Origin of the sequence: Marinobacter sp. (assembly GCF_014859525.1) — a bacterium.
Lineage (GTDB): Bacteria > Pseudomonadota > Gammaproteobacteria > Pseudomonadales > Oleiphilaceae > Marinobacter.
Window position 1 is genome coordinate 20675 of the sequence record NZ_JACUUB010000012.1, and the last position, 20541, is coordinate 41215.

At 55.7% G+C, this 20541-nt stretch carries 18 protein-coding genes; 13 read left to right on the forward strand and 5 right to left on the reverse strand.

The window, feature by feature from the left end:
• The first annotated feature begins 25 nt into the window (after positions 1 to 25).
• The 8 genes from thrS (at position 26) to IBX51_RS04945 (ending at position 7418) form a co-directional block, all read left to right on the forward strand.
• The gene (thrS, locus tag IBX51_RS04910) at positions 26 to 1951 is read left to right on the forward strand and encodes a threonine--tRNA ligase (protein WP_291829261.1); all 1926 of its coding nucleotides are present in this window, start codon (positions 26 to 28) and stop codon (positions 1949 to 1951) included.
• Positions 1948 to 2493: a translation initiation factor IF-3 gene (infC, locus tag IBX51_RS04915; RefSeq protein WP_291829310.1), complete on the forward strand. Its 546-nt coding sequence runs from the start codon at positions 1948 to 1950 to the stop codon at positions 2491 to 2493. The genes thrS and infC overlap by 4 nt, the downstream gene beginning before the upstream one ends.
• 95 nt (positions 2494 to 2588) lie before the next feature.
• Positions 2589 to 2780, forward strand: coding sequence for a 50S ribosomal protein L35 (gene rpmI, locus IBX51_RS04920; RefSeq protein ID WP_007151842.1), 192 nt, complete (start codon positions 2589 to 2591; stop codon positions 2778 to 2780).
• A gap of 50 nt (positions 2781 to 2830) precedes the next feature.
• The gene (gene rplT / locus IBX51_RS04925) at positions 2831 to 3184 is read left to right on the forward strand and encodes a 50S ribosomal protein L20 (RefSeq protein ID WP_022989373.1); all 354 of its coding nucleotides are present in this window, start codon (positions 2831 to 2833) and stop codon (positions 3182 to 3184) included.
• 138 nt (positions 3185 to 3322) lie between these two features.
• A complete protein-coding gene (pheS, locus tag IBX51_RS04930) occupies positions 3323 to 4321 on the forward strand; it encodes a phenylalanine--tRNA ligase subunit alpha (protein WP_291829267.1) in 999 nt (332 codons plus the stop codon).
• Between the two features lie 72 nt (positions 4322 to 4393).
• Positions 4394 to 6766 (forward strand): phenylalanine--tRNA ligase subunit beta, encoded by a 2373-nt coding sequence (gene pheT / locus IBX51_RS04935; RefSeq protein WP_291829269.1) that lies wholly within the window; start codon positions 4394 to 4396, stop codon positions 6764 to 6766.
• Positions 6767 to 6769: 3 nt separating this feature from the next.
• Complete coding sequence (gene ihfA / locus IBX51_RS04940) at positions 6770 to 7072, forward strand: integration host factor subunit alpha (protein ID WP_044386556.1); 303 nt, start codon at positions 6770 to 6772, stop codon at positions 7070 to 7072.
• The gene (locus IBX51_RS04945) at positions 7053 to 7418 is read left to right on the forward strand and encodes a MerR family transcriptional regulator (protein WP_291829275.1); all 366 of its coding nucleotides are present in this window, start codon (positions 7053 to 7055) and stop codon (positions 7416 to 7418) included. Before ihfA ends, IBX51_RS04945 begins: the two co-directional genes overlap by 20 nt.
• A gap of 39 nt (positions 7419 to 7457) precedes the next feature.
• Here IBX51_RS04945 and IBX51_RS04950 read toward each other — a convergent pair whose 3' ends face one another.
• The gene (locus IBX51_RS04950; RefSeq protein ID WP_291829277.1) at positions 7458 to 8636 is read right to left on the reverse strand and encodes a glycerate kinase; all 1179 of its coding nucleotides are present in this window, start codon (positions 8634 to 8636) and stop codon (positions 7458 to 7460) included.
• A gap of 9 nt (positions 8637 to 8645) precedes the next feature.
• Complete coding sequence (locus tag IBX51_RS04955; protein ID WP_291829278.1) at positions 8646 to 9098, reverse strand: winged helix-turn-helix transcriptional regulator; 453 nt, start codon at positions 9096 to 9098, stop codon at positions 8646 to 8648.
• Positions 9099 to 9299: 201 nt separating this feature from the next.
• Between IBX51_RS04955 and putA the strand changes: the two genes are divergently transcribed.
• Positions 9300 to 12926 carry a bifunctional proline dehydrogenase/L-glutamate gamma-semialdehyde dehydrogenase PutA gene (putA, locus tag IBX51_RS04960; RefSeq protein ID WP_291829280.1) on the forward strand — a complete coding sequence of 1209 codons (3627 nt, stop codon included), beginning with the start codon at positions 9300 to 9302 and terminating at the stop codon, positions 12924 to 12926.
• Between the two features lie 26 nt (positions 12927 to 12952).
• On the opposite strand, the gene IBX51_RS04965 is transcribed toward putA, so the two are convergent.
• Together IBX51_RS04965 and IBX51_RS04970 are read right to left on the reverse strand one after the other, a co-directional pair.
• A complete protein-coding gene (locus IBX51_RS04965) occupies positions 12953 to 15481 on the reverse strand; it encodes a chemotaxis protein CheB (protein ID WP_291829282.1) in 2529 nt (842 codons plus the stop codon).
• Entirely contained in the window at positions 15481 to 16050 is a 570-nt protein-coding gene (locus IBX51_RS04970; RefSeq protein ID WP_291829284.1) for a hypothetical protein, read from the reverse strand. The genes IBX51_RS04965 and IBX51_RS04970 overlap by 1 nt, the downstream gene beginning before the upstream one ends.
• A gap of 257 nt (positions 16051 to 16307) precedes the next feature.
• Here IBX51_RS04970 and IBX51_RS04975 point away from each other — a divergent pair, with 257 nt between their 5' ends.
• From IBX51_RS04975 to IBX51_RS04985, 3 genes are read left to right on the forward strand one after another with little or no spacing between them, the layout of a single operon-like run.
• Complete coding sequence (locus tag IBX51_RS04975; protein WP_291829286.1) at positions 16308 to 16709, forward strand: DUF4398 domain-containing protein; 402 nt, start codon at positions 16308 to 16310, stop codon at positions 16707 to 16709.
• The gene (locus tag IBX51_RS04980) at positions 16706 to 17572 is read left to right on the forward strand and encodes an OmpA family protein (protein ID WP_291829287.1); all 867 of its coding nucleotides are present in this window, start codon (positions 16706 to 16708) and stop codon (positions 17570 to 17572) included. Before IBX51_RS04975 ends, IBX51_RS04980 begins: the two co-directional genes overlap by 4 nt.
• Before the next feature lie 4 nt (positions 17573 to 17576).
• Positions 17577 to 18947 carry a diguanylate cyclase gene (locus IBX51_RS04985; protein ID WP_291829289.1) on the forward strand — a complete coding sequence of 457 codons (1371 nt, stop codon included), beginning with the start codon at positions 17577 to 17579 and terminating at the stop codon, positions 18945 to 18947.
• On the opposite strand, the gene IBX51_RS04990 is transcribed toward IBX51_RS04985, so the two are convergent.
• The gene (locus IBX51_RS04990; RefSeq protein WP_291829292.1) at positions 18944 to 19660 is read right to left on the reverse strand and encodes a Crp/Fnr family transcriptional regulator; all 717 of its coding nucleotides are present in this window, start codon (positions 19658 to 19660) and stop codon (positions 18944 to 18946) included. The two genes, IBX51_RS04985 and IBX51_RS04990, sit on opposite strands and share 4 nt — an antisense overlap.
• A 255-nt stretch (positions 19661 to 19915) precedes the next feature.
• Here IBX51_RS04990 and IBX51_RS04995 point away from each other — a divergent pair, with 255 nt between their 5' ends.
• Positions 19916 to 20371, forward strand: coding sequence for a sn-glycerol-3-phosphate transporter (locus IBX51_RS04995; RefSeq protein ID WP_291829294.1), 456 nt, complete (start codon positions 19916 to 19918; stop codon positions 20369 to 20371).
• Positions 20372 to 20541: the final 170 nt, after the last annotated feature.

Sequence of the window (20541 nt, forward strand, 5' to 3'; positions counted from 1 at the left end):
GCTGAGAAACCACCAGGAGCGTTTTATGCCCGTTATTACCTTGCCGGATGGCAGCCATCGCAGTTTTGCAGAAGCCGTTACCGTTCACGACGTTGCCGCCGATATTGGTGCGGGTCTTGCCAAAGCCGCTCTTGCCGGGAAGGTGAATGGCAAGCTGGTAGACACCAGCCACCTGATCGAAAACGATGTCGATCTGGCCATTGTGACAGAGCGTGATGACGACGGCGTAGACGTGATTCGCCACTCTACAGCCCACCTGATGGCGATGGCGGTGCAGGATCTGTTCCCCGGCGCCCAGGTAACGATCGGGCCGGTTATTGAAAACGGTTTCTACTACGACTTCAAATATGAGCGCCCGTTTACCAACGAAGACCTGGCCCGCATCGAAAAGCGAATGGAAGAGCTGGCGAAGCAGGACTTACAGGTATCCCGCTCTGTTATGTCTCGGGGAGATGCCGTCAAACTGTTTGAAAAGATGGGCGAAGAGTACAAGGTTCGTATCATCGAAGATATTCCCGGTGAAGAGGATCTCTCGTTCTACAGTCAGGGTGATTTCATCGACCTGTGCCGTGGGCCCCACGTGCCCAGTACGGGTAAGCTGAAAGCGTTCAAGCTGACCAAGGTGGCAGGTGCGTTCTGGCGCGGTGATCAGAACAACGAACAGTTACAGCGGATCTACGGTACCGCCTGGGGTAACAAGAAAGAGCTGAAGGCCTACCTGAATCGCCTGGAAGAAGCCGAGAAGCGGGATCACCGCAAAATCGGTAAGAAGCTAGGCCTGTTTCACATGCAGGAAGAAGCGCCGGGTATGGTGTTCTGGCACCCGGATGGCTGGTCTCTGTATCAGGAAATTGAACAGTACATGCGGGCCAAGCAACATCAGCACGGCTACCAGGAAATCAAGACACCGCAGGTGGTATCCCGTACTTTGTGGGAGAAATCCGGGCACTGGGACAAGTTCAAGGATGGCATGTTTACCACGGAGTCGGAGAAACACGACTTTGCCATCAAACCCATGAACTGCCCCTGCCACGTGCAGGTGTTCAATCAGGGATTGAAGAGTTACAAGGACCTGCCGCTGCGCCTGGCCGAGTTCGGCTCCTGTCACCGTAACGAGGCGTCCGGCGCGCTGCACGGGCTGATGCGGGTGCGTGGCTTTACCCAGGACGACGCCCACATTTTCTGCGAGGAAGATGCCATTCAGGACGAAGTGTCAGCGTTCATGAAAATGCTGCACGAAGTGTATGAGGACTTCGGTTTTACCGAGATTCTTTACAAGTTGTCTACTCGTCCGGAAAAGCGTGTGGGATCGGATGAAGTCTGGGACAAAGCAGAGGCGGCACTGGAAGAGGCCCTGAATCGGGAAGGTGTTGATTGGGAATTGCTGCCTGGCGAAGGGGCTTTCTACGGCCCCAAAATTGAGTTTTCCCTGAAGGATTGTCTCGGCAGGGTATGGCAGTGTGGTACCATCCAGGTAGATTTTTCCATGCCGGGCCGCCTGGGTGCCCAGTATGTAGCGGATAATTCCGAGCGGAAAACGCCGGTTATGCTGCATCGTGCAGTTCTCGGGTCTTTTGAGCGGTTTATCGGTATACTGATCGAAGAATACGAAGGTGCGTTCCCCACCTGGCTGGCGCCAACACAGATTGCGGTACTGAATATCACCGATAATCAGCGTGATTATTGTCAGAATCTGGCCAAAAAATGGGATTCTTTGGGATATCGGGTTAATGCTGACTTGAGAAACGAGAAGATCGGCTTTAAAATCCGCGAGCATACTCTTAACAAGGTTCCCTATCTTGTCGTCGTCGGCGACAAAGAAGTCGAGAACAATGCGGTTGCTGTCCGTACCCGCAAAGGTGAAGACTTAGGGACCCTATCGCTTGAAGCGTTTGAACAGCTGTTGGCTGATGACATTCAACGCAAAGGCAGAACCAAAACGGAGATCTGATTATTAAACAGCGAACGAATCGGGGTGGGCGTACTCCAAAAGCGCCTATCAATGAGAATATTGACGCAACTGAAGTCCGCCTGATCGATGCCGAAGGCAATCAGGTTGGGGTTGTATCGATCGAGGACGCCATCCGAATGGCAGAAGAAGCCACCCTTGATCTGGTGCAGGTTACGGATTCCGATCCGATCGTCTGTAAGATAATGGATTACGGCAAGAAGATCTTCGACGAGAAAAAAGCGAAGGCCGCTGCCAAGAAGAAACAGAAACAGACGCAAGTCAAAGAGCTTAAGTTCCGTCCAGGAACTGAAGAAGGGGATTACCAGGTAAAACTACGCAACCTGGTACGTTTCCTTGAAAACGGGGACCGCGGCAAGATTACAATCCGGTTCCGTGGCCGTGAGATGGCACACCAGGAAATCGGTATGAAACTCATGGAGCGGATCGAAAAGGATCTTGAAGAAATCGCTACGGTTGAGATGCGGCCGAAAATGGAAGGCCGGCAGATGACCATGATTGTGGCTCCCCGCAAAAAGAAGTGAACCTGATCCTGTGATGGATCCCCCGCTATGGCGGGGGATTTGTCGTTCAGGGGCACAATTGTTTTACTTAAAAATAGAATGCGGAGTTTTAAAAAATGCCTAAGATGAAAACCAAAAGCGGAGCTACCAAGCGGTTCAAGAAAACCGCCACTGGCTTCAAGCACAAGCAGTCCTTCACCAGTCATATCCTGACCAAGAAGAGCCCAAAGCGTAAGCGTCAGCTGCGTGGCACCAAGCTGATCGCCAAGTCTGACGTGGCATCTATCAAGCGTATGACGGCTTGCTGATTTAGCCGCCAACCATTCTTGCTCAGGTATAAAGGTAAAAGGACAAAAGTATGGCTCGTGTAAAACGTGGCGTGGTAGCACGTCGTCGTCACAAGAAGATTCTCAAGCAGGCCAAAGGTTACTACGGCGCTCGTAGCCGTGTATTCCGCGTTGCCAAACAGGCGGTTATCAAAGCCGGTCAGTACGCTTACCGCGACCGTCGTAACCGCAAGCGCGCCTTCCGCGCTCTGTGGATTGCCCGTATCAACGCTGGTGCCCGTGCTAACGGTCTGTCTTACAGCCGTTTGATCGCTGGTCTGAAGAAAGCGAATGTTGAAATCGATCGTAAGGTTCTGGCTGATCTGGCCATGAACGAGCAGCAGGCGTTTGCCGCTGTTGTTGAGAAGGCCAAAGCATCCCTGTGATCGCTTAAGCTCTTTCATCGATTACGGATCGATCTGGGTGCCACATGTTCTCATGCTGGTGCCTCCTGATAGGGGAAGGGCGCGCTCTTCCCCTATTTTTGTTTTAAGCTACCCAATTTCTGGTTTGGAGCAGGGTCAATGGATAACCTGGAGCAACTGGTTCAGGATGGTTTGAACGCGGTAGAACAAGCGGACAACCTTCAGGCACTTGATCACATTCGCGTGGAATATCTCGGCAAGAAAGGTGTTATCACCCAACAGGCGAAAACCCTGGGTAAGCTTTCTGCGGAGGAGCGTCCTGCCGCCGGTCAGAAGATCAACGAAGCCAAGGGCCAGGTTGAGCAGGCCATCAACGCCCGCCGGGCAGACCTGGAAAAGATCGCTATTGAGTCGAAGCTGGCGAGCGAGTCCATCGACGTCACGTTGCCAGGCCGAGGCCAGGATCTGGGCGGTTTGCATCCGGTGACCCGCACACTGCAACGCATAGAAGATATTTTTGCCCGCGCGGGTTACAGCGTGGAGCAGGGGCCTGAAATCGAAGACGATTACCATAACTTCGAAGCCCTCAACATTCCGGGCCATCACCCGGCTCGTGCCATGCACGATACCTTTTATTTTGATCCGGGCACGCTGCTGCGCACCCATACCTCACCGGTGCAGATCCGCACCATGGAAGCCGGCAAGCCGCCGTTCCGAATGATCTGCCCCGGCCGGGTCTATCGCTGCGATTCCGATATGACCCACACACCGATGTTCCACCAGGTCGAAGGCCTGCTGGTTGAAAAGAACGTCAGCTTTGCTGACCTCAAAAGCACGGTTGAAGAGTTCCTTCGAGTGTTTTTCGAGCGCGATCTGAAAGTTCGTTTCCGCCCGTCCTATTTCCCGTTTACCGAACCTTCTGCAGAAGTGGATATTGAGTGGGGACGGGAGCCGGATGGCAGCATCAAATGGCTGGAAGTGATGGGTTGCGGCATGGTGCACCCGAAGGTGTTCGAACATTGCGGTATTGATGCTGAAGAATATCGTGGCTTTGCGTTTGGTCTGGGTGTTGAGCGCCTGGCGATGCTCCGTTACGGCGTAAAAGACTTGCGCATGTTCTTCGAAAACGACCTGCGCTTTCTGCGCCAGTTCCGTTAAGCCTCAGGGCAGGCCGGCGCAAACAGGACTCCGAATCAACCGCATAAATGGCATCAGGACAAGGCAACAACGATGAAATTCAGTGAACAGTGGCTGCGCGAGTGGGTTAATCCGAGCATTGGTTCTCAGGAATTAATGGACCAGATCACCATGGCCGGGCTTGAAGTGGACGGCTTTGAGCCAGTGGCTGGTGATTTTAGTGGCGTAGTCGTGGGCGAAGTGCTCTCCGTTGCGCCACATCCCGATGCCGACAAGCTGCGGGTCTGCCAGGTCAGTGATGGCCAGCAGACGGTTCAAGTGGTCTGTGGTGCACCCAATGTGCGCGATGGTTTAAAAGTACCGTTTGCCGTGGTCGGTGCGGTTCTGCCCGGTAACTTCAAGATCAAGAAGGCGAAACTGCGCGGCCAACCTTCTGAAGGTATGCTCTGTTCCGAATCGGAACTTGCTCTGTCAGAAAGCCACGATGGCCTGATGGAGTTGCCCGCGGATGCTCCCGTCGGTCAGGATTTGGCTGAATACCTGAAGCTGAACGACATCACCATTGATGTCGACCTGACGCCTAACCGCAGTGATTGTTTGTCGATCCGGGGTCTGGCCCGGGAAGTAGGCGTTTTGAACAGCCTGCTGGCCGAGGCGCCTGAGATTGAACCGGTGGAAGCGGTGCATTCGGAAGTACCGGATATTCGCGTGCAGGCACCCGCCGGATGTCCTCGTTATCTTGGTCGTATCCTGCGCAATGTGAACCTGCAGGCAGAAACCCCGTTGTGGATGCAGGAAAAGCTGCGCCGGTCTGGCGTCCGTTCTATTGATGCGGCGGTCGATGTGACCAATTATGTTCTGCTGGAACTGGGCCAGCCCATGCATGCCTTTGACCGGGATGAGATTGTCGGTGGCATCGTTGTTCGTATGGCGACTGCCGGTGAAAAACTGGTGCTGCTGGATGGTCAGGAAGTGGAGTTGACGTCTGAAATTCTGGTGATTGCCGATCATGAAAAGCCGGTCGCCATTGCCGGTGTGATGGGGGGCGAGCATTCCGGTGTCGGGGACAAAACCCGCGACCTGGTGCTGGAGTCCGCCTATTTTGACCCGATCACCCTGGCCGGCAAGGCTCGTCAGTTTGGCTTGCACACCGATGCCTCTCATCGCTTTGAGCGTGGTGTGGATTATCAGCTCGCCCGTGACGCCATGGATCGCGCCACTCGGCTGCTGATGGATATCGTGGGTGGCGAGCCCGGTGAAATTGTTGAGGTAGTGAGCGACGAACATCTGCCCAAGCCGCGAGTTATCGATCTGAGGGAACAGCGTCTTGCCAGTGTTCTGGGCCTGGCTATTCACCGCACCACGGTTGAAGAAATTCTGTCTCGTCTTGGCTTGCGTGTTGATAAGTTGCTGAAAGACGGCTGGCGAATCAGCGTGCCTAGCTTCCGCCCGGATATTTCTATTGAGGAAGATCTGATTGAGGAAGTCGGGCGAATTTATGGTTACAACAATCTGCCGGTCACCGAGCCTACCGGCTCTTTGGGTCTACGAGTTCGGGACGAGGCGGTGCGCCCACTGTCTGCGATCCGGAATTTCTTTGTCGCCCAGGGCTATCAGGAAGCAGTTACCTACAGTTTTGTAGACCCCAAAGTACAGCAGTTAATTGATCCTGAGCGTGAAGGAATTGCTCTAGCGAATCCGATTTCCGCTGACCTGTCCGTCATGCGCACCACTTTGTGGAGCGGACTGTTGAAGACCGTTGCGCACAACCAGAACCGGCAGCAGCCGCGGATTCGTTTGTTTGAGACCGGTCTGCGCTTTGAGCAAACTGATGCCGGGATCGATCAGCAGCCGATGCTGGCTGGCGTGGTGGTCGGCAATCAGGTTCAGGAAAACTGGGTAAACGGTCGCAGAACGGCAGACTTCTTTGATGTAAAAGGAGAGTTGGAGAGCTTGTTCAGTTTGCTGGGTATTGAGGTTCAGTTTCTGGCCAGTCAACACCCGGCAATGCATCCGGGCCAGACTGCCCAGTTGCTGCGCGATGGAGAACACATCGGCTGGCTGGGCACCTTGCACCCACAAGTTCAGAAAAGCCTTGAACTTAATGGCACGATCCTGATGTTTGAGCTATTCTTGAATTCGATCGTGACTGGATATGTGCCTAATTTCAAAGATGTTTCGAAATTCCCGGAAGTCCGGCGGGATTTGGCAATCGTTATCGGAAGCGATGTGGCGTTCGCTCAGGTTAAGCATGTGGCGCGTAAGCATGCCGGCGAACACCTCACGGCGTTGCGTGTGTTTGATGTTTACGAGGGGGACAACCTGGGCGAGGGTAACCGAAGCCTGGCATTGAGCCTGTTCTGGCAACATCCTGAACGCACACTCAATGAAGACGAAGTGCATTCGCTCTTTACCGGGGTTATTGATGCCCTCAAAGAAGAGTTGGGCGCAACACTGAGGAGTTGACAGATGGCGGCTTTGACGAAAGCGGATATGGCAGAGCGCTTGTACGAAGAGCTGGGTCTCAACAAGCGGGAAGCCAAGGAAATGGTAGAAGCTTTCTTCGATGAAATCAGAGGCGCACTCAGCCACAATGAGCAGGTAAAGTTGTCCGGTTTTGGTAACTTTGACCTCAGGGACAAAAAACAGCGGCCGGGAAGGAACCCGAAAACGGGTGAAGAAATACCCATCAGTGCACGACGCGTTGTTACGTTTCGGCCAGGCCAGAAACTGAAGCAGAAAGTAGAAGCGTATGCTGGAACCGAGTCATAACAACGAGCTACCCACTATTCCGGGGAAGCGCTACTTTACAATAGGTGAAGTCGCTGAGCTGTGTGCGGTAAAAGCGCACGTATTGCGCTACTGGGAGCAGGAGTTCCCACAACTGTCGCCAGTCAAACGCCGGGGCAACCGCCGCTACTATCAGCGGGCAGATGTGATCACCATCCGTCAGATCCGAAGCCTGTTATACGAGCAGGGTTACACCATCGGTGGTGCCAAGCAGAAGCTCAGCAGCTCCGAGGTTAAAGACGATACCACTCAGTACAAGCAATTGATCCGCCAGATGATCACCGAGCTTGAAGAGGTGTTGGATGTGTTGAACGCGCCGGTTCGCTGACGGTTTATCGGCGCAGGCTTTAAAATTGGGTTGACCGGGTTAGCCAGTGGCCTGGCATCGGTCTGACAGGCTGTGAACCAGTCTGGCCAGCTGTTCGGCTGACTGCTCAAGATTATCGGCGGCCCCTGCATAGGCGGTCTCAAGATCCATGGGAGCGGGGGTGATAGAAAACGCTGAAGACAACCCCAGTTTGTGAAGTTCCTCCAGGCCATTGCTTAGCTTTCCGGCCAATCCAATCACGGGCACGCCGTGTTTTTTGGCGAGACTGGCAACGCCGGCTGGGGTTTTGCCGAAAGCACTTTGTGAATCGATGGCGCCTTCAGCGGTGATGACCAGGTCAGCCTGTTGCAGATGACTTTCCAGCTCAACCGTTTCCATGACCAGTTCAATGCCCGGGCGCAACTTTGCACCGAGTATACCGGCGACCATTCCGCCAATCCCCCCGGCGGCGCCGCTTCCGGCGAAACTCGCCATGTCCATTCCCTGTTGCTCAACCTGTTGCGCAAAATGCCGGAGATTGCTGTCCAGTTGAACTACCTGATGAGCATCGGCGCCCTTTTGCGGTCCAAACACCGCGGCTGCGCCGTTGGGGCCGAGCAGCGGGTTGTTGACATCGCACGCGACCACAAGGCGGATACCAGACAGCCGCTCGATGGCGGGTGTGAGATCGAGGCTGGCAAGTTTTGCCAAGCCGGCGCCGCCACGGGGAATATCATCGCCTTCGCTATCCAGAAGTCGGGCACCCAGTGCCTGAAGAATCCCTGCGCCACCGTCCGTGGTCGCGCTGCCACCAAGGCCCATGATCAGGGTGGTTGGCCGATGGGCCAGTGCCGCAAGAATGAGCTCACCGGTTCCGTAGCTTGAGGCTTCCAGAGCACTGCGTCTAGCAGCCGGAACACAGTGAAGTCCGCTGCCCTCGGCCACTTCGACGATGGCAATGTCACCGCCGTTGACCAGGCCGAAGTGAGCGGTAACCGGTTCGCCCATTGGCCCGGTTACCTCTTGACTGTGCAGAGTGCCCTGGCGGGCCTCGGTCAGGGCCAGAGTTGTGCCCTCACCACCGTCCGCCAGTGGCACCTCCACAATCTGATCCTCCGGCGCAGCCTTGCGCCAACCCCGGGCTATAGCGCTGGCCACCTGCTCGGCGGCCAGGCATTCCTTGAACGAATCCGGTGCAATGACAACTCTAAACGGCGACGGCTTGACTGGTCGGTTCATGGTCTATCCTTAAAGGCCGCGATCTTTGACACTTTCCATAACCACAAAGGTGCTGGTTTGCAGCACATGGGGCAGGCTGGAAACCTGCTCACCAAGCACCTGCCGGTATTCGGCCATGTTCTTGGTACGGATCTTCAGCAGGTAATCGAAGTTGGCCGCCATCATATGGCACTGTTCTACCGCTGATATCTTCCGCACCGCGTCGTTAAAGGCCGCCAGAGCCTTACTGCTGGTGTCATTGAGGGTGACTTGTGCGAAAGCCACATGAGCCAGGCCCAGCTTGGTCTGATTGACCATCGCGATGTAGCCGGTGATGTAGTTTTGTTCCTCCAGTCGCCGCATGCGTGTCTGGCACGGCGTTTTGGACAGGCCGACTCTGGACGCCAGGTCTGTCACTGTTATCCGACCGTTTTTCTGCAATTCACGGATGATTGCAAGGTCAATTCTGTCCAGATCCGCCATGACTGCTATCCTTTGAGATAAGCGGTTAGTTTTTCTATTAAAAGGTGATAATTCCCAAGTTTAGTGAATTTGTGGCCGGATAGGTATTTATAATCGGTGCAATTAGGGAAAAAAGTAAACTGTAGCGGGGCCGAACGGGTAAATAGACTACATGGGCTTCGTTAAAATGCGGTAAGCAAAAACAATCAGGAGGGTACACCCATGAGTCCACAGCAATCCGTGATGCCAGAGCTCGGTACGATTCGTAAAGCGATCCGGGACAACTACCTGGCAGACGAAGTTGAAGTCATTCACCGGTTGATTGCTGAGGCCCAGCTTTCTGATGCTGATCGGCGTGCGATCTCCGCTCGGGCGGCGGATCTTGTTCGTGCTGTGCGCAACAGCGCGCGGCCCACGATCATGGAAAAGTTTCTGGCCGAGTACGGCCTGACCACCAAAGAAGGTGTGGCATTGATGTGCCTGGCGGAGGCCCTGCTACGGGTGCCCGACAACCTGACCATTCACGATCTGATCGAAGACAAAATCACCTCCGGTAACTGGGGCGCCCACGTGGGCAAAGCCAAGTCTGGGATGATCAACTCAGCGACCCTGGCTCTGTTGATGACCAGCAATTTATTGAAAGATTCAGAGCGCCAGAGCGTGGGCGATACTCTGCGCAAGCTCGTTAAGCGCATGGGCGAGCCGGTGGTGCGTACCGTTGCTGGTCAGGCCATGAAGGAAATGGGCCGGCAGTTTGTGCTGGGCCGGGACATCGCAGAGGCTCAAGAGCGCGGCAAAGCTCAGGAACAGCGAGGCTACACCTACTCCTATGACATGCTGGGAGAGGCCGCGCGTACCGACGCCGATGCCGAACGTTATTTCAAGTCCTACGCCGACGCGATTGAGAGTATCAGCAAGCGTTGCGAAGGTGATGTTCGCACTAATCCGGGTATTTCCGTCAAGTTATCTGCCTTGCTGGCGCGCTATGAATACGGCAACAAAGAACGGGTGATGGCTGAGCTGGTGCCCCGTGCACTGGAACTGGCCAAAAAAGCCGCTGCTACCAACATGGGCTTTAACATCGATGCCGAGGAGCAGGATCGGCTGGATCTTTCTCTGGATGTAATCGAAGCCATTTTGTCAGCCCCCGAGCTGAAAAACTGGGACGGCTTTGGTGTGGTGGTGCAGGCCTTTGCCAAGCGCGCTTCACAAACGCTGGACTGGCTGTACGCCCTGTCTGAAAAGCTGGATCGCCGCATCATGGTGCGCTTGGTAAAAGGTGCCTATTGGGACGCAGAGATCAAGCGCGCTCAGGTAATGGGTTTGAGTGATTTCCCGGTCTTCACCCGTAAGGCCTGCAGTGATGTGTCTTATCTTGCCTGCACGCGGAAGTTGCTGGGTATGACGGATCGCATCTATCCGCAATTTGCGACCCACAACGCTCATTCGGTCTCTGCCGTGTTGGAACTGGCTAAAGACCTGGGTCGTGACAAGTTTGAGTTCCAGCGCCTTCACGGTATGGGTGAATCCTTGCATGATCAGGTGCTGGAAGACAGTAAGGTACCTTGCCGGATCTACGCGCCTGTGGGCGCACACAAAGACCTGCTGGCCTATCTGGTGCGCCGTTTGTTGGAAAATGGTGCCAACAGCTCCTTCGTTAACCAGATCGTCGATACCAGCATTACACCGGAAGACATCGCCAAAGATCCTATTGATGCCGTTACAGAGCTGGGCCGGAATCTGTCCAGCAAGGCCATTGTGCATCCGTCAAAACTCTTTGGTGACCAGCGCCGAAATTCCAAAGGCTGGGACATTACCGATCCGGTGACCGTGGCAGAAATCGATGAGGGGCGTAACCGGTACAAGACCCATCAGTGGACGGGTGGGCCATTAATGGCTGTGGCCAGCGCCAGTGATGAGGTTCATGAAGTGCGCAATCCTGCCAATCCAGACGATCTGGTGGGGCAGATTACCTTTGCCTCGAAAGCAGACGTCAATGCCGCTCTCGATGCGGCACAGCAAGGCTTTAGTCAATGGTCTTCGTTGTCGGCTGACCAGCGCGCAGAGCTGATCCGCAAGGTGGGTGATCTATACGAAGCGAACGTGCATGAACTGTTCGCCCTGACCACCCGCGAAGCTGGCAAGTCCTTGCTGGATGCGGTAGCTGAAATTCGCGAGGCGGTCGACTTTGCCATGTTCTACGCCAACGAAGGTATCCGCTACAAAGACGCCGGTCAGGGCAGGGGGGTGATAGCGTGTATCTCACCGTGGAACTTCCCGCTGGCGATCTTTACCGGTCAGATCCTGGCCAACCTCGCCGCCGGTAACTCGGTTGTGGCCAAGCCCGCAGAGCAAACGTCCTTGCTGGCCGTGCGCGCGGTGGAGTTGATGCACGAAGCGGGCATCCCGAGAGAGGCCATTCAGGTGCTGCCGGGTGATGGCGGCACCGTGGGTGCTGCGTTAACCTCCGATTCACGGGTGGCGGGTGTGTGCTTCACCGGCGGCACCGACACCGCGAAATTGATCAACAAAGCCATGACTGAGAACATGGCCCCCGACGCGCCGCTAGTGGCTGAAACTGGCGGTATGAACGCCATGATCGTGGATTCCACTGCACTGCCGGAACAGGTGGTGCGTGACGTACTGGCGTCGTCGTTCCAGAGTGCCGGCCAGCGTTGCTCAGCCTTGCGTATGTTGTACGTGCAGAAAGACATTGCCGACAACCTGCTGGACATGCTTTACGGCGCCATGGAAGAGCTCGGTATTGGCGATCCCTGGTTGCTGTCTACCGATGTGGGGCCGGTCATCGACGAAGAATCTCGCAAGAAGATCAGCGATCACTGCGCCAAGTTCGAGCAACAGGGCAAGCTGCTGAAGAAATTGCCGGTACCGGAAAAGGGACTGTTCGTATCGCCCGCTGTTCTGAAGGTGAGCGGTATCGAAGAGATGGAAGAGGAAATCTTTGGCCCAGTTCTGCATGTGGCTACCTTCGAAGCGAAGGATATCGATAAGGTGGTGGATGCCGTTAACGCCAAGGGCTATGGCCTGACGTTTGGTATCCATAGTCGGGTAGATCGCCGTATTGAGCACATTGCCAGCCGTATCAAAGTGGGTAACACCTACGTTAACCGTAACCAGATCGGTGCCATCGTGGGCTCGCAGCCCTTCGGCGGCGAAGGTTTGTCGGGCACCGGCCCAAAAGCCGGCGGACCGCAGTATGTGCGCCGCTTTATCAAAGGCGAGGTGGTTGAGAGATCTGGGGTTGAAGGCAAGGCCATTGCCGCTGGCAAGGCGCAAAAGCTGATTGATCAGGTGAGCAAGATCGATGCGCCGATTGCCGAAGGACGCCAGGAAATGCTCAAGGTATTCTTTAACTACGTACCGATTGCCCTGGATCTTGGCCACGAGGAAATGCCGGGACCAACCGGTGAGCAAAACCGCCTGTCCTGCCACGCCCGTGGTGTCGTGCTTTGCCTGGGCCCCGATGCCGAGTCGGCAGTGGAGCAGGCCAGCACGGCGCTGTCGCAAGGTAACAAGGTTGTCGTGGTGGCTCCGGGTGTCGAAAAGGCCCTGGCCGATGCCATCAAAGCGGGCTTGCCTATCGTGGCCTGCGACGGTGTGCTGGATCCAGAAGCCCTTGCCACACTGGACGGTTTTGAAGCCGTGGTCAGCGTTGCAGAAAAGCCTCTGCTCAAACAGTATAGGCAGGCCATGCTCAAGCGTGACGGCGCGCTATTGCCGATCATCAATGAGCACAAGCTGGACCAGCGCTTCGTGATTGAGCGGCACCTGTGCATCGACACCACCGCCGCCGGCGGCAACGCCAGCCTGATCGCCTCCTCAGAATAAAGGTTAAGGGTCTGACCCCTTTTGGGTCAGACCCGGGGGTCAGAGCCCGGCCTCTCACGCAGCGCGGATTCCAGGTTTTTGGTCTCGGTGATGTCTACCAGCGTAATCACCACCCCATCAATCACGTTGTCCAGCCGCCGATAAGGTATGATCCGGACCGAAAACCAACGGTCGTCGATGGTGGTAATCTGTTTTTCGCTGACGGCCAGGGTGTTCAGGGTCTGCAGGGCGTCTTCCTGCAGTTCGGGATAACGAAGGCTGCTGGTCAGATCGCTGAGGGGGCGGCCTATATCGCTCTCCCGCAGGCTGACAATGGCGGAGGCGCGCTCGGTGTAGCGCCGAACATTCAGCTCCTGGTCGAGGAACAGAACGGCAATTTCGATGCTGTTAAGCACGTTTTGCATATCGCTCTGGGCCAGGGCGAGGTCGTCCAGCTTGGTTTGCAATTCCGTATTGATGGTTTGCAGTTCTTCATTCATCGACTGCATTTCTTCTTTGGAGGTGGTCAGCTCCTCATTCGCCGATTGCAGCTCCTCGTTGGTAGATTGCAGTTCCTCGTTCGATGCCTGCAGTTCCTCTCGGGAGAGCCGCGCCTGTTCTCTCAAGCGCTCAATTTCCTGCTGATATTGCTCGATCTTGTTGGTGTTGTCCGAATCCGCTTCCGGCTTGGACTTACGACGGCGGGGTGGCGTCTGTTCGGCGGCATCCCGGAATACCACCATCGTCATGCCTTTCAGAGCCTCGGGTTCACGGAACGCTTTAATCGACAGATCGACCGGCTGTGTGCCAGAGCCGGTATTCACCCGAAGGCCCGTAAGCTCGATGGGGTCTGTCTGGCTAACCGATTGCCTCAGCGCGGTGTACAACGGCTCCCGAAGGCCGTCCCGGGCCATGGCGTGAATGTTCCAGTTGGCCTTGCCGGCAGCGGGTTCCAGGTATTTGCCCGTGCGCCCGCTGATGTACACGATATCGGCATGTTCATTAAGCACGACCGCTGCCGGCGCGTATACCTGCAGCAGTACATGATCAGCTGCGGCTTGCAGGGAATTGAGGGTCTCCGGCGAACTCGATTGACTGGTCGGCACGGGATGCTCCTTGGGCAATGTTGACATGGGTGGAAACGATTTCAGCAGGAAATCCGAATGCCGGGAAGACTGATAATGTTTGCTGCGATACAGGCGCATTTTGGGTTGCAGCGGCTCGAACAGGTGGTTCAGCCGCCCAACGGTTTCCGAACTGCCCAGCAGTAACATGCCCCCCGGGCGAAGACTGTAGTGGAACAGGGGAAGTATCCGCCGCTGAAGCGTCAGGTCAAAATAGATCAGCAGGTTACGACAGGCGATCAGATCCAGCTTGGTAAACGGCGGGTCCAGAATAACATCGTGCCGGGCAAACAGTACCTTGTCTCTTATGGCGGGGCGTATCTGGTAGTGGTTGTCATGCTTGATGAAAAAACGGACCAGCCGCGCTTCGGAGATGGTGTTCTGAATGCTCAGGGGATAGCAGCCCCGCCTGGCGATGGTGATGGCCTCCGGGCTGATGTCAGAGGCAAATATCTGGAGGTTGAGATCGTGCCCGGGGTGGCAATTCTCCATCGCTTCCGAGAACGCTATGGCAAGTGAGTAGGCTTCTTCTCCGGTAGAGCAACCTGCCACCCAGGCTCGCAGTGGTTGGTCCGGCGAGTGGCTGGCAAGCAGTTCAGGCAGGCCCTGAGTAATCAGGTAGTCCCAGGTGTCGGGATCTCTGAAAAACTGGGTGACGCCGATCAGCAATTCCCGGAACAGCAGCTGAACTTCCTGGCTGTTGTTCGACAGAAAACGACTGTAGTCCGTTAGATCAGAAATATTGTGTATTGCCATCCGGCGCTCGACGCGCCGGTTGAGCGTGGTCGGTTTGTAGAGAGAAAAATCATGCCGGGTGTGTTGCCTCAGCAGCCGCAGGATCGGGTCAAGCCTTGTTATAGACGTTTGGGTCTGGTGGCTGTGGTCGCTCTCTGGCACGCGCCCGACAAAATCCAGTATGCGCGCCGGTAATTCGGCCGGAGGCGCTATGATATCAGCGCAATCCGAGCCTATGGCGCTTCGGGGCATGGCATCAAACTGGGCCGACTCAGGGGTTTGCACCAGCGTTAGTCCGCCGGTGGCCTTGATGGCTTGCAGGCCGAGGGTGCCGTCAGAACCCATACCCGAGAGCACGACAGCAATCGCCTGCTCACTCTGGGCACTGGCCAGTGACGAGAACAATACGTTGATAGGCAGGCGAAGCCCTCTGGGCTCGGCAGGCTGTTCCAGCTTTAACGTGTTATCAACTACGCGCAGTTCTCGGTTTGGTGGTATCACATACACCGAGTTTGCCTGAATCGCCATGTTCTGTTGCGCTTCGTGCACCGGCATGGCGGTATAGCGTTGAAGAAGCTCTGGCAACAACGCCTTCTGGGTTGGGTCAAGATGCTGAACCACCAGAAAGGCCATGCTCGTGTTGATGGGCGTGTTGCGAAAGAACTCTTCGAGGGACGCCAGCCCCCCGGCGGAAGCACCAAGACCAACGAGGCGCATCAGGGTGTCGTGTCTGAATTCCGGGTCTCGGTCAGGATTATCAGAACGGTGTCTGTGTTATCTGCGAGCCTGGTATGGATGGTCAGTTGCCGCTGGTCTGGCAGCGCCAGGGATGTCACGGTTGCCAAAGTGGATGCACCAGCCCGCTCGGCAAGGGCACTCAGTTGATTGCATTCAAGCACAGGCTCCGGCCCCTCGATAAGTGCCGAAGCGGCCTGATTGGATTCAATCACATCTCCGTTTCTGTTGAGAACAAAATACGCCGCCGGTGCCCGGTCAAACAGCGTTTTGTAGAGGAGCAATTCGTCAGTCATTGCCTGTTCATTGGCCTGAAGCTGCTCGTAGAGCATGTCTAGCTCTACCTGATAGGTCTGAAGTTCGTGAAGTAATCGGAGGGCATCCGCAGCGGTCTCCGGGCTGCTTGCCTGCTGGTAAAGCAGCTGTAACGCCTCGGCACTGATTGAGCCGCCACCGCTGGGCGGGGGAATGCCGCGGTCGATCAGGCGCCTGGCACTGTGACGCAACCGGTCATGATTCTGAGCGTTCGGGTGTCTGTGTGTATTGGCCATAGCGCTTCCCTTATCAAATGGCGCCCCTGAAATCGGTATCTGCGAGACGTCAACTGATACTACTCCACCTCATGCCCACGGAATAGCGATGCTGGCCTGTTTTTGTAAGAAGCGTTGCTTATGTGCGTTAACGTACGGACGCTCAAATGCCAGAGCTCTAGCATCGATGTCAGGGAGAGTTGTTATATCGGATGGTATGACATTATCAGAATCCGTGAAATGGGTACTGATAGCTCCATTTCATCAGGAGCCAAACTATGAAAACCGTTCTGATCCGGCAGGCTTTTCGGCGTGCCGTCCTCGTCACTACCTTGATGCTGGCGACCGTCACCCTCGTAGCATGTGCCGCCCCTCAAGTACCACCCACGGAATCGTTGAACATGGCCAGAGAGGCTATCACCAATGCTGAGCAGGCTGATGCCCGGCGTTATGCCGGCGCTGAACTGGAAGAGGCGAATCGACACCTGGAAGCAGCTGATAAAGCCGTAGCCGCCGAAAAAATGGCAGAAGCCGATCGTCTTGCCAAACAGGCCCGTGTAGCCGCCGAACTTGCGGTAGCAAGAACCGGAGCGGCGAAGGCGGCGGCGATTAACCGTGAAATGGGCCGCGGTACGGATGCCCTGGATGAAGAAATGCGTCGACAAGGAGAGCAGCAATGAACCCCCAATCCCTTTTCAAACCGGGCCTTGGTAAGAAAACCGGGGCCGCACTGATCTTATCGTCTGTTTTGTTGACAGGCTGCGCCATGTCGCCAACCAGTCCGGAAGGCTCGGAGTCTGTCCGCGCCAAGCTGACCGAACTGCAACAGAACCCGAACATGGCCACTCATGCCCGGGTTGAACTGAGAGATGCCGAAGCCGCTGTTGAACTGGCAGAAAGGCCCGTGGCCAGCGGTGAAGCGGCACTGGCGGCTCACCGCATTTACATGGCTGACCGCTCTGTGGAAATTGCCAGAGCCAAGGGCCAGATCCGACTGCTGGAATCGGAACGAGCGCTTCTCGGCGAGCAGCGCGATGCCGCGAGGCTGGCAGCCCGGACCCAGGAGGCAGATCGAGCTCATGCTGATGCCGCAAGTGCCCGCAGTGCACAAGCTCAGGCGGCTGCATTGTCAGGGCGTGAAGCCGAGGAGTTGCAACGACAGATCGACCTGCTGGAAGCCGAAGCAACCGAAAGGGGGCTGGTTCTGACTCTGGGTGATGTGCTGTTTGCAACCGGCAGTGCCGAGATCCAGGGTGGCACCAATCAGAATCTGGAAAAGCTGGCAAACTTTCTGAGGCAGTATCCGGATCGTCAGGTCTTGATTGAGGGCCATACAGACAACGTAGGTAGCGCTCTGTTTAATCAGAGATTGTCGCTACAGCGTGCTGAGTCCGTGAAAACTTTTTTGATCAATCGCGGCACCGACAGCCGCCGGCTGTCGGTATCCGGTTACGGGTTTGAGCGCCCGGTGGCCAGTAACAATACAGCGACAGGTCGTCAGCAGAACCGACGTGTCGAGGTTGTCATCGAGAACAGGGAGTAACTCAATGTTGCGATACCGCGATTACTTTCCTTTATCAGCCGACCCGCAATCCCAGTCTGGCCCGGGCAGAGGACTTCCGCTGAGCGATGTCCTGCCGCTTGGCATCCTGGTAACCGACAGGCACGGCAAGTGCCTGTACAGCAACGCCGCCTATCAGAAGCTTTGCGGCTGGAGCGGTGATGAATTGGTTGGTTCCCACTGGAGTGCTGCTGTGCACCCGAAGGACCACGCCAGAGTGATCCAGCACTGGAACGAAGCCATTCTTGGCCACAAGCCTTTTCTGTTCGAAGCACGCCTGAAACACACCAGTGGAGACACCGTCTGGACCCGACACAATGCTGCGCTGCTGACAGACAACATGCCTGGCCACGGCTACGTGCATACTGTCGAAGATATCAGCACCTACAAGGCCCACGAGAGAGCCAGAATAAAGGCAGAAGAACGGCTGTTTGAGGAGCAGGAGAGGGCTCAGGTCACCCTGGACTCCATTGGTGATGCGGTCCTGAGCACCGACATTCACGGCCGGGTTTCGTACATGAATCTGGTGGCGGAGACGCTCACGGGCTACAGCCGGGAAGAAGCGATTGGCCAGCCCCTGAGCGATATTTTTCAGGTGATGGATGCCACAACACACCAACCCACAGACGACCCGGCCAGACGCGCAATTCAAACCGACAGCATTGTAGCGCTGGAGGCAAACGCCCTGTTGGTCACCAAAGACGGTAAGGAGCTCGCCATTGAGGATTCGGCGGCACCTATTCACAACCGAAACGGTGTGGTTGTGGGGGCGGTGATTGTGTTTCACGATGCCCGGTTTTCCCGAGCGTCCACTGCTCGTATGGAACATCTGGCGCAGCACGACGCACTGACGGGGTTGCATAACCGCACTGCCTTTTACGAGCGGTTTGAGCAATCGCTTGCTTTGGCGCAACGGCACGGCAAACAGATGGGGTTGTTATTCATTGATCTTGACAATTTCAAGGCTATTAACGATCTGCTTGGCCATGAAAGTGGTGACATCATCCTTGCGGTGCTGGCCGGAAAACTGAAAAACCTGATCCGTGCGGCAGACACCGTATGCCGTTATGGCGGTGACGAGTTTGTGGTGTTGTTGGGCGAGATTGCCCAGCCGGATCATGCCTATGCCGTAGCCGATAAAATACGTGAGGCTGCGGCTGCGCCTTTAGTCATCGACGGGCATAAAGTGTCCCTGCAGCTGAGTATCGGCGTGAGTGTGTATCCGGACCATGGCAAGAGCGCCGATGTTTTGATGAAACAGGCAGACAAAGCCATGTACACCGTCAAGGCGCTGAACCGTAAGCCCAATGCAATCAGCTTGCTGCTGGCTCCGGAAAGCCCGAAGCCATTGCGTTAGATCTGGGGGATCGATGCCAGCCGGTCGGTTTCGCGTTTGACTACGGCGTAGCATTCGCAGCAGAGCGCTTCCAGCCTTGGCCGGTCAATAACGGTGATATGGCCGCGGTGGTAGTTGATCACCCCCATCTTTTGCAGTTTGCCTGCGGCTTCTGTGACGCCTTCCCGGCGAACGCCAAGCATATTGGCAATCAGTTCCTGAGTCATCGTCAGGTGGTTATCGGGCAGCCGGTCCAGGGATAACAGCAGCCAGCGGCACAATTGTTGATCGATGGAGTGGTGGCGGTTGCAAACGGCGGTCTGCGACATCTGGGTAATCAGGGTTTGGGTGTAGCGAAGCATCAGTATCCGCACCGCGGCATACTCATTAAACTCATCCTTCAGATCCGACGCGTGCATGCAGAAGGCGAGCCCCTTGCTCTGGACGATGGTCCGGGTAGGCGTGCTCTCGCTTCCCATGAACACGGCGACACCGACCACGCCCTCGTTACCGACCACCGAGATCTCGGCGGAGGAACCATTTGCCATCACATGAAGCAGAGAGACGATGCAGTCTATCGGGAAATAGACAAAGGCGATCGGTTGGCCGGACTCGTAAATTACATCACCCAGGTTGAGTTCAACCAGTTTGAGTTGCGGAATGAAGCGCGCTTTGGCCTCCGCGGGCAAGGCCGCCAGTATATGATTTTGCTCAGGTATGACCTGTGTGCCCATCAATGGGAATCTCCTTGGCAAAGATGTCTTTAATGAGTGGTACTGCTCAAGACAATCAGCGACAACCCTGTCTACTCCCGCCAACGGTTCCAGTACGTTAACACATGATCCACATGCAAGCTGCAACAATCCGTCACGTTAAGCCTTCTTCGTGCGGGCCTGAAACCTAAAGCTGTTGAATCTGTAATCGATTGTGCGTTGATCCGGTAAGTGCCCGGCGGTAACATTCTGAGCGCAGAAATGAGAGGTAACCCGGTGTTAAGAGTTCTGATATATCTGTTTGTTGCGCTCTTCAGTCAGCTCGCTCAGGCAACAGAGACGCGCTGGCTGCTACAGACCAGTGTTTTTACGTCGCATCACAACCCCAAGCCTGAGCACAATAACGACCAGGAACTGGTCAGTCTGGAATACACTCGCGAGAATGACTGGATTGTGGGAGGCGCAAGTTTTCTGAACTCCTTCAGCCAGCGATCGGCTTATGTATACGCGGGCAAGCACTTTGATTTTGGTCCTGGCCCCGTATTCGCCAAACTAACCGGCGGACTGATGCACGGTTACCGGGGAGAATACCGGGACAAAATTCCGCTCAACCACTTGGGAGTGGCGCCCGCTATCATTCCTGCGGTGGGAGTTCGTGGGCAGTATGTATCCTCGGAGCTTTCTTTTCTGGGTGCTGCTGCGGTGATGATTACGACAGGCTTGCAGTTCTAGGTGGTTGTCATAGTGCGGAAATAGCGGTAGAACGGAGGCGTGACTAACCGCGCCAAGACAGCCCCAATGACTGCTATTTTTTGTTTACGAGTAAATTGTAGTCTTGCTTTAGCCCGGCTCAGGCGTTGGCGACAACTGGTCGTTCAATTCGCTGTTCTCGCGATAGCATC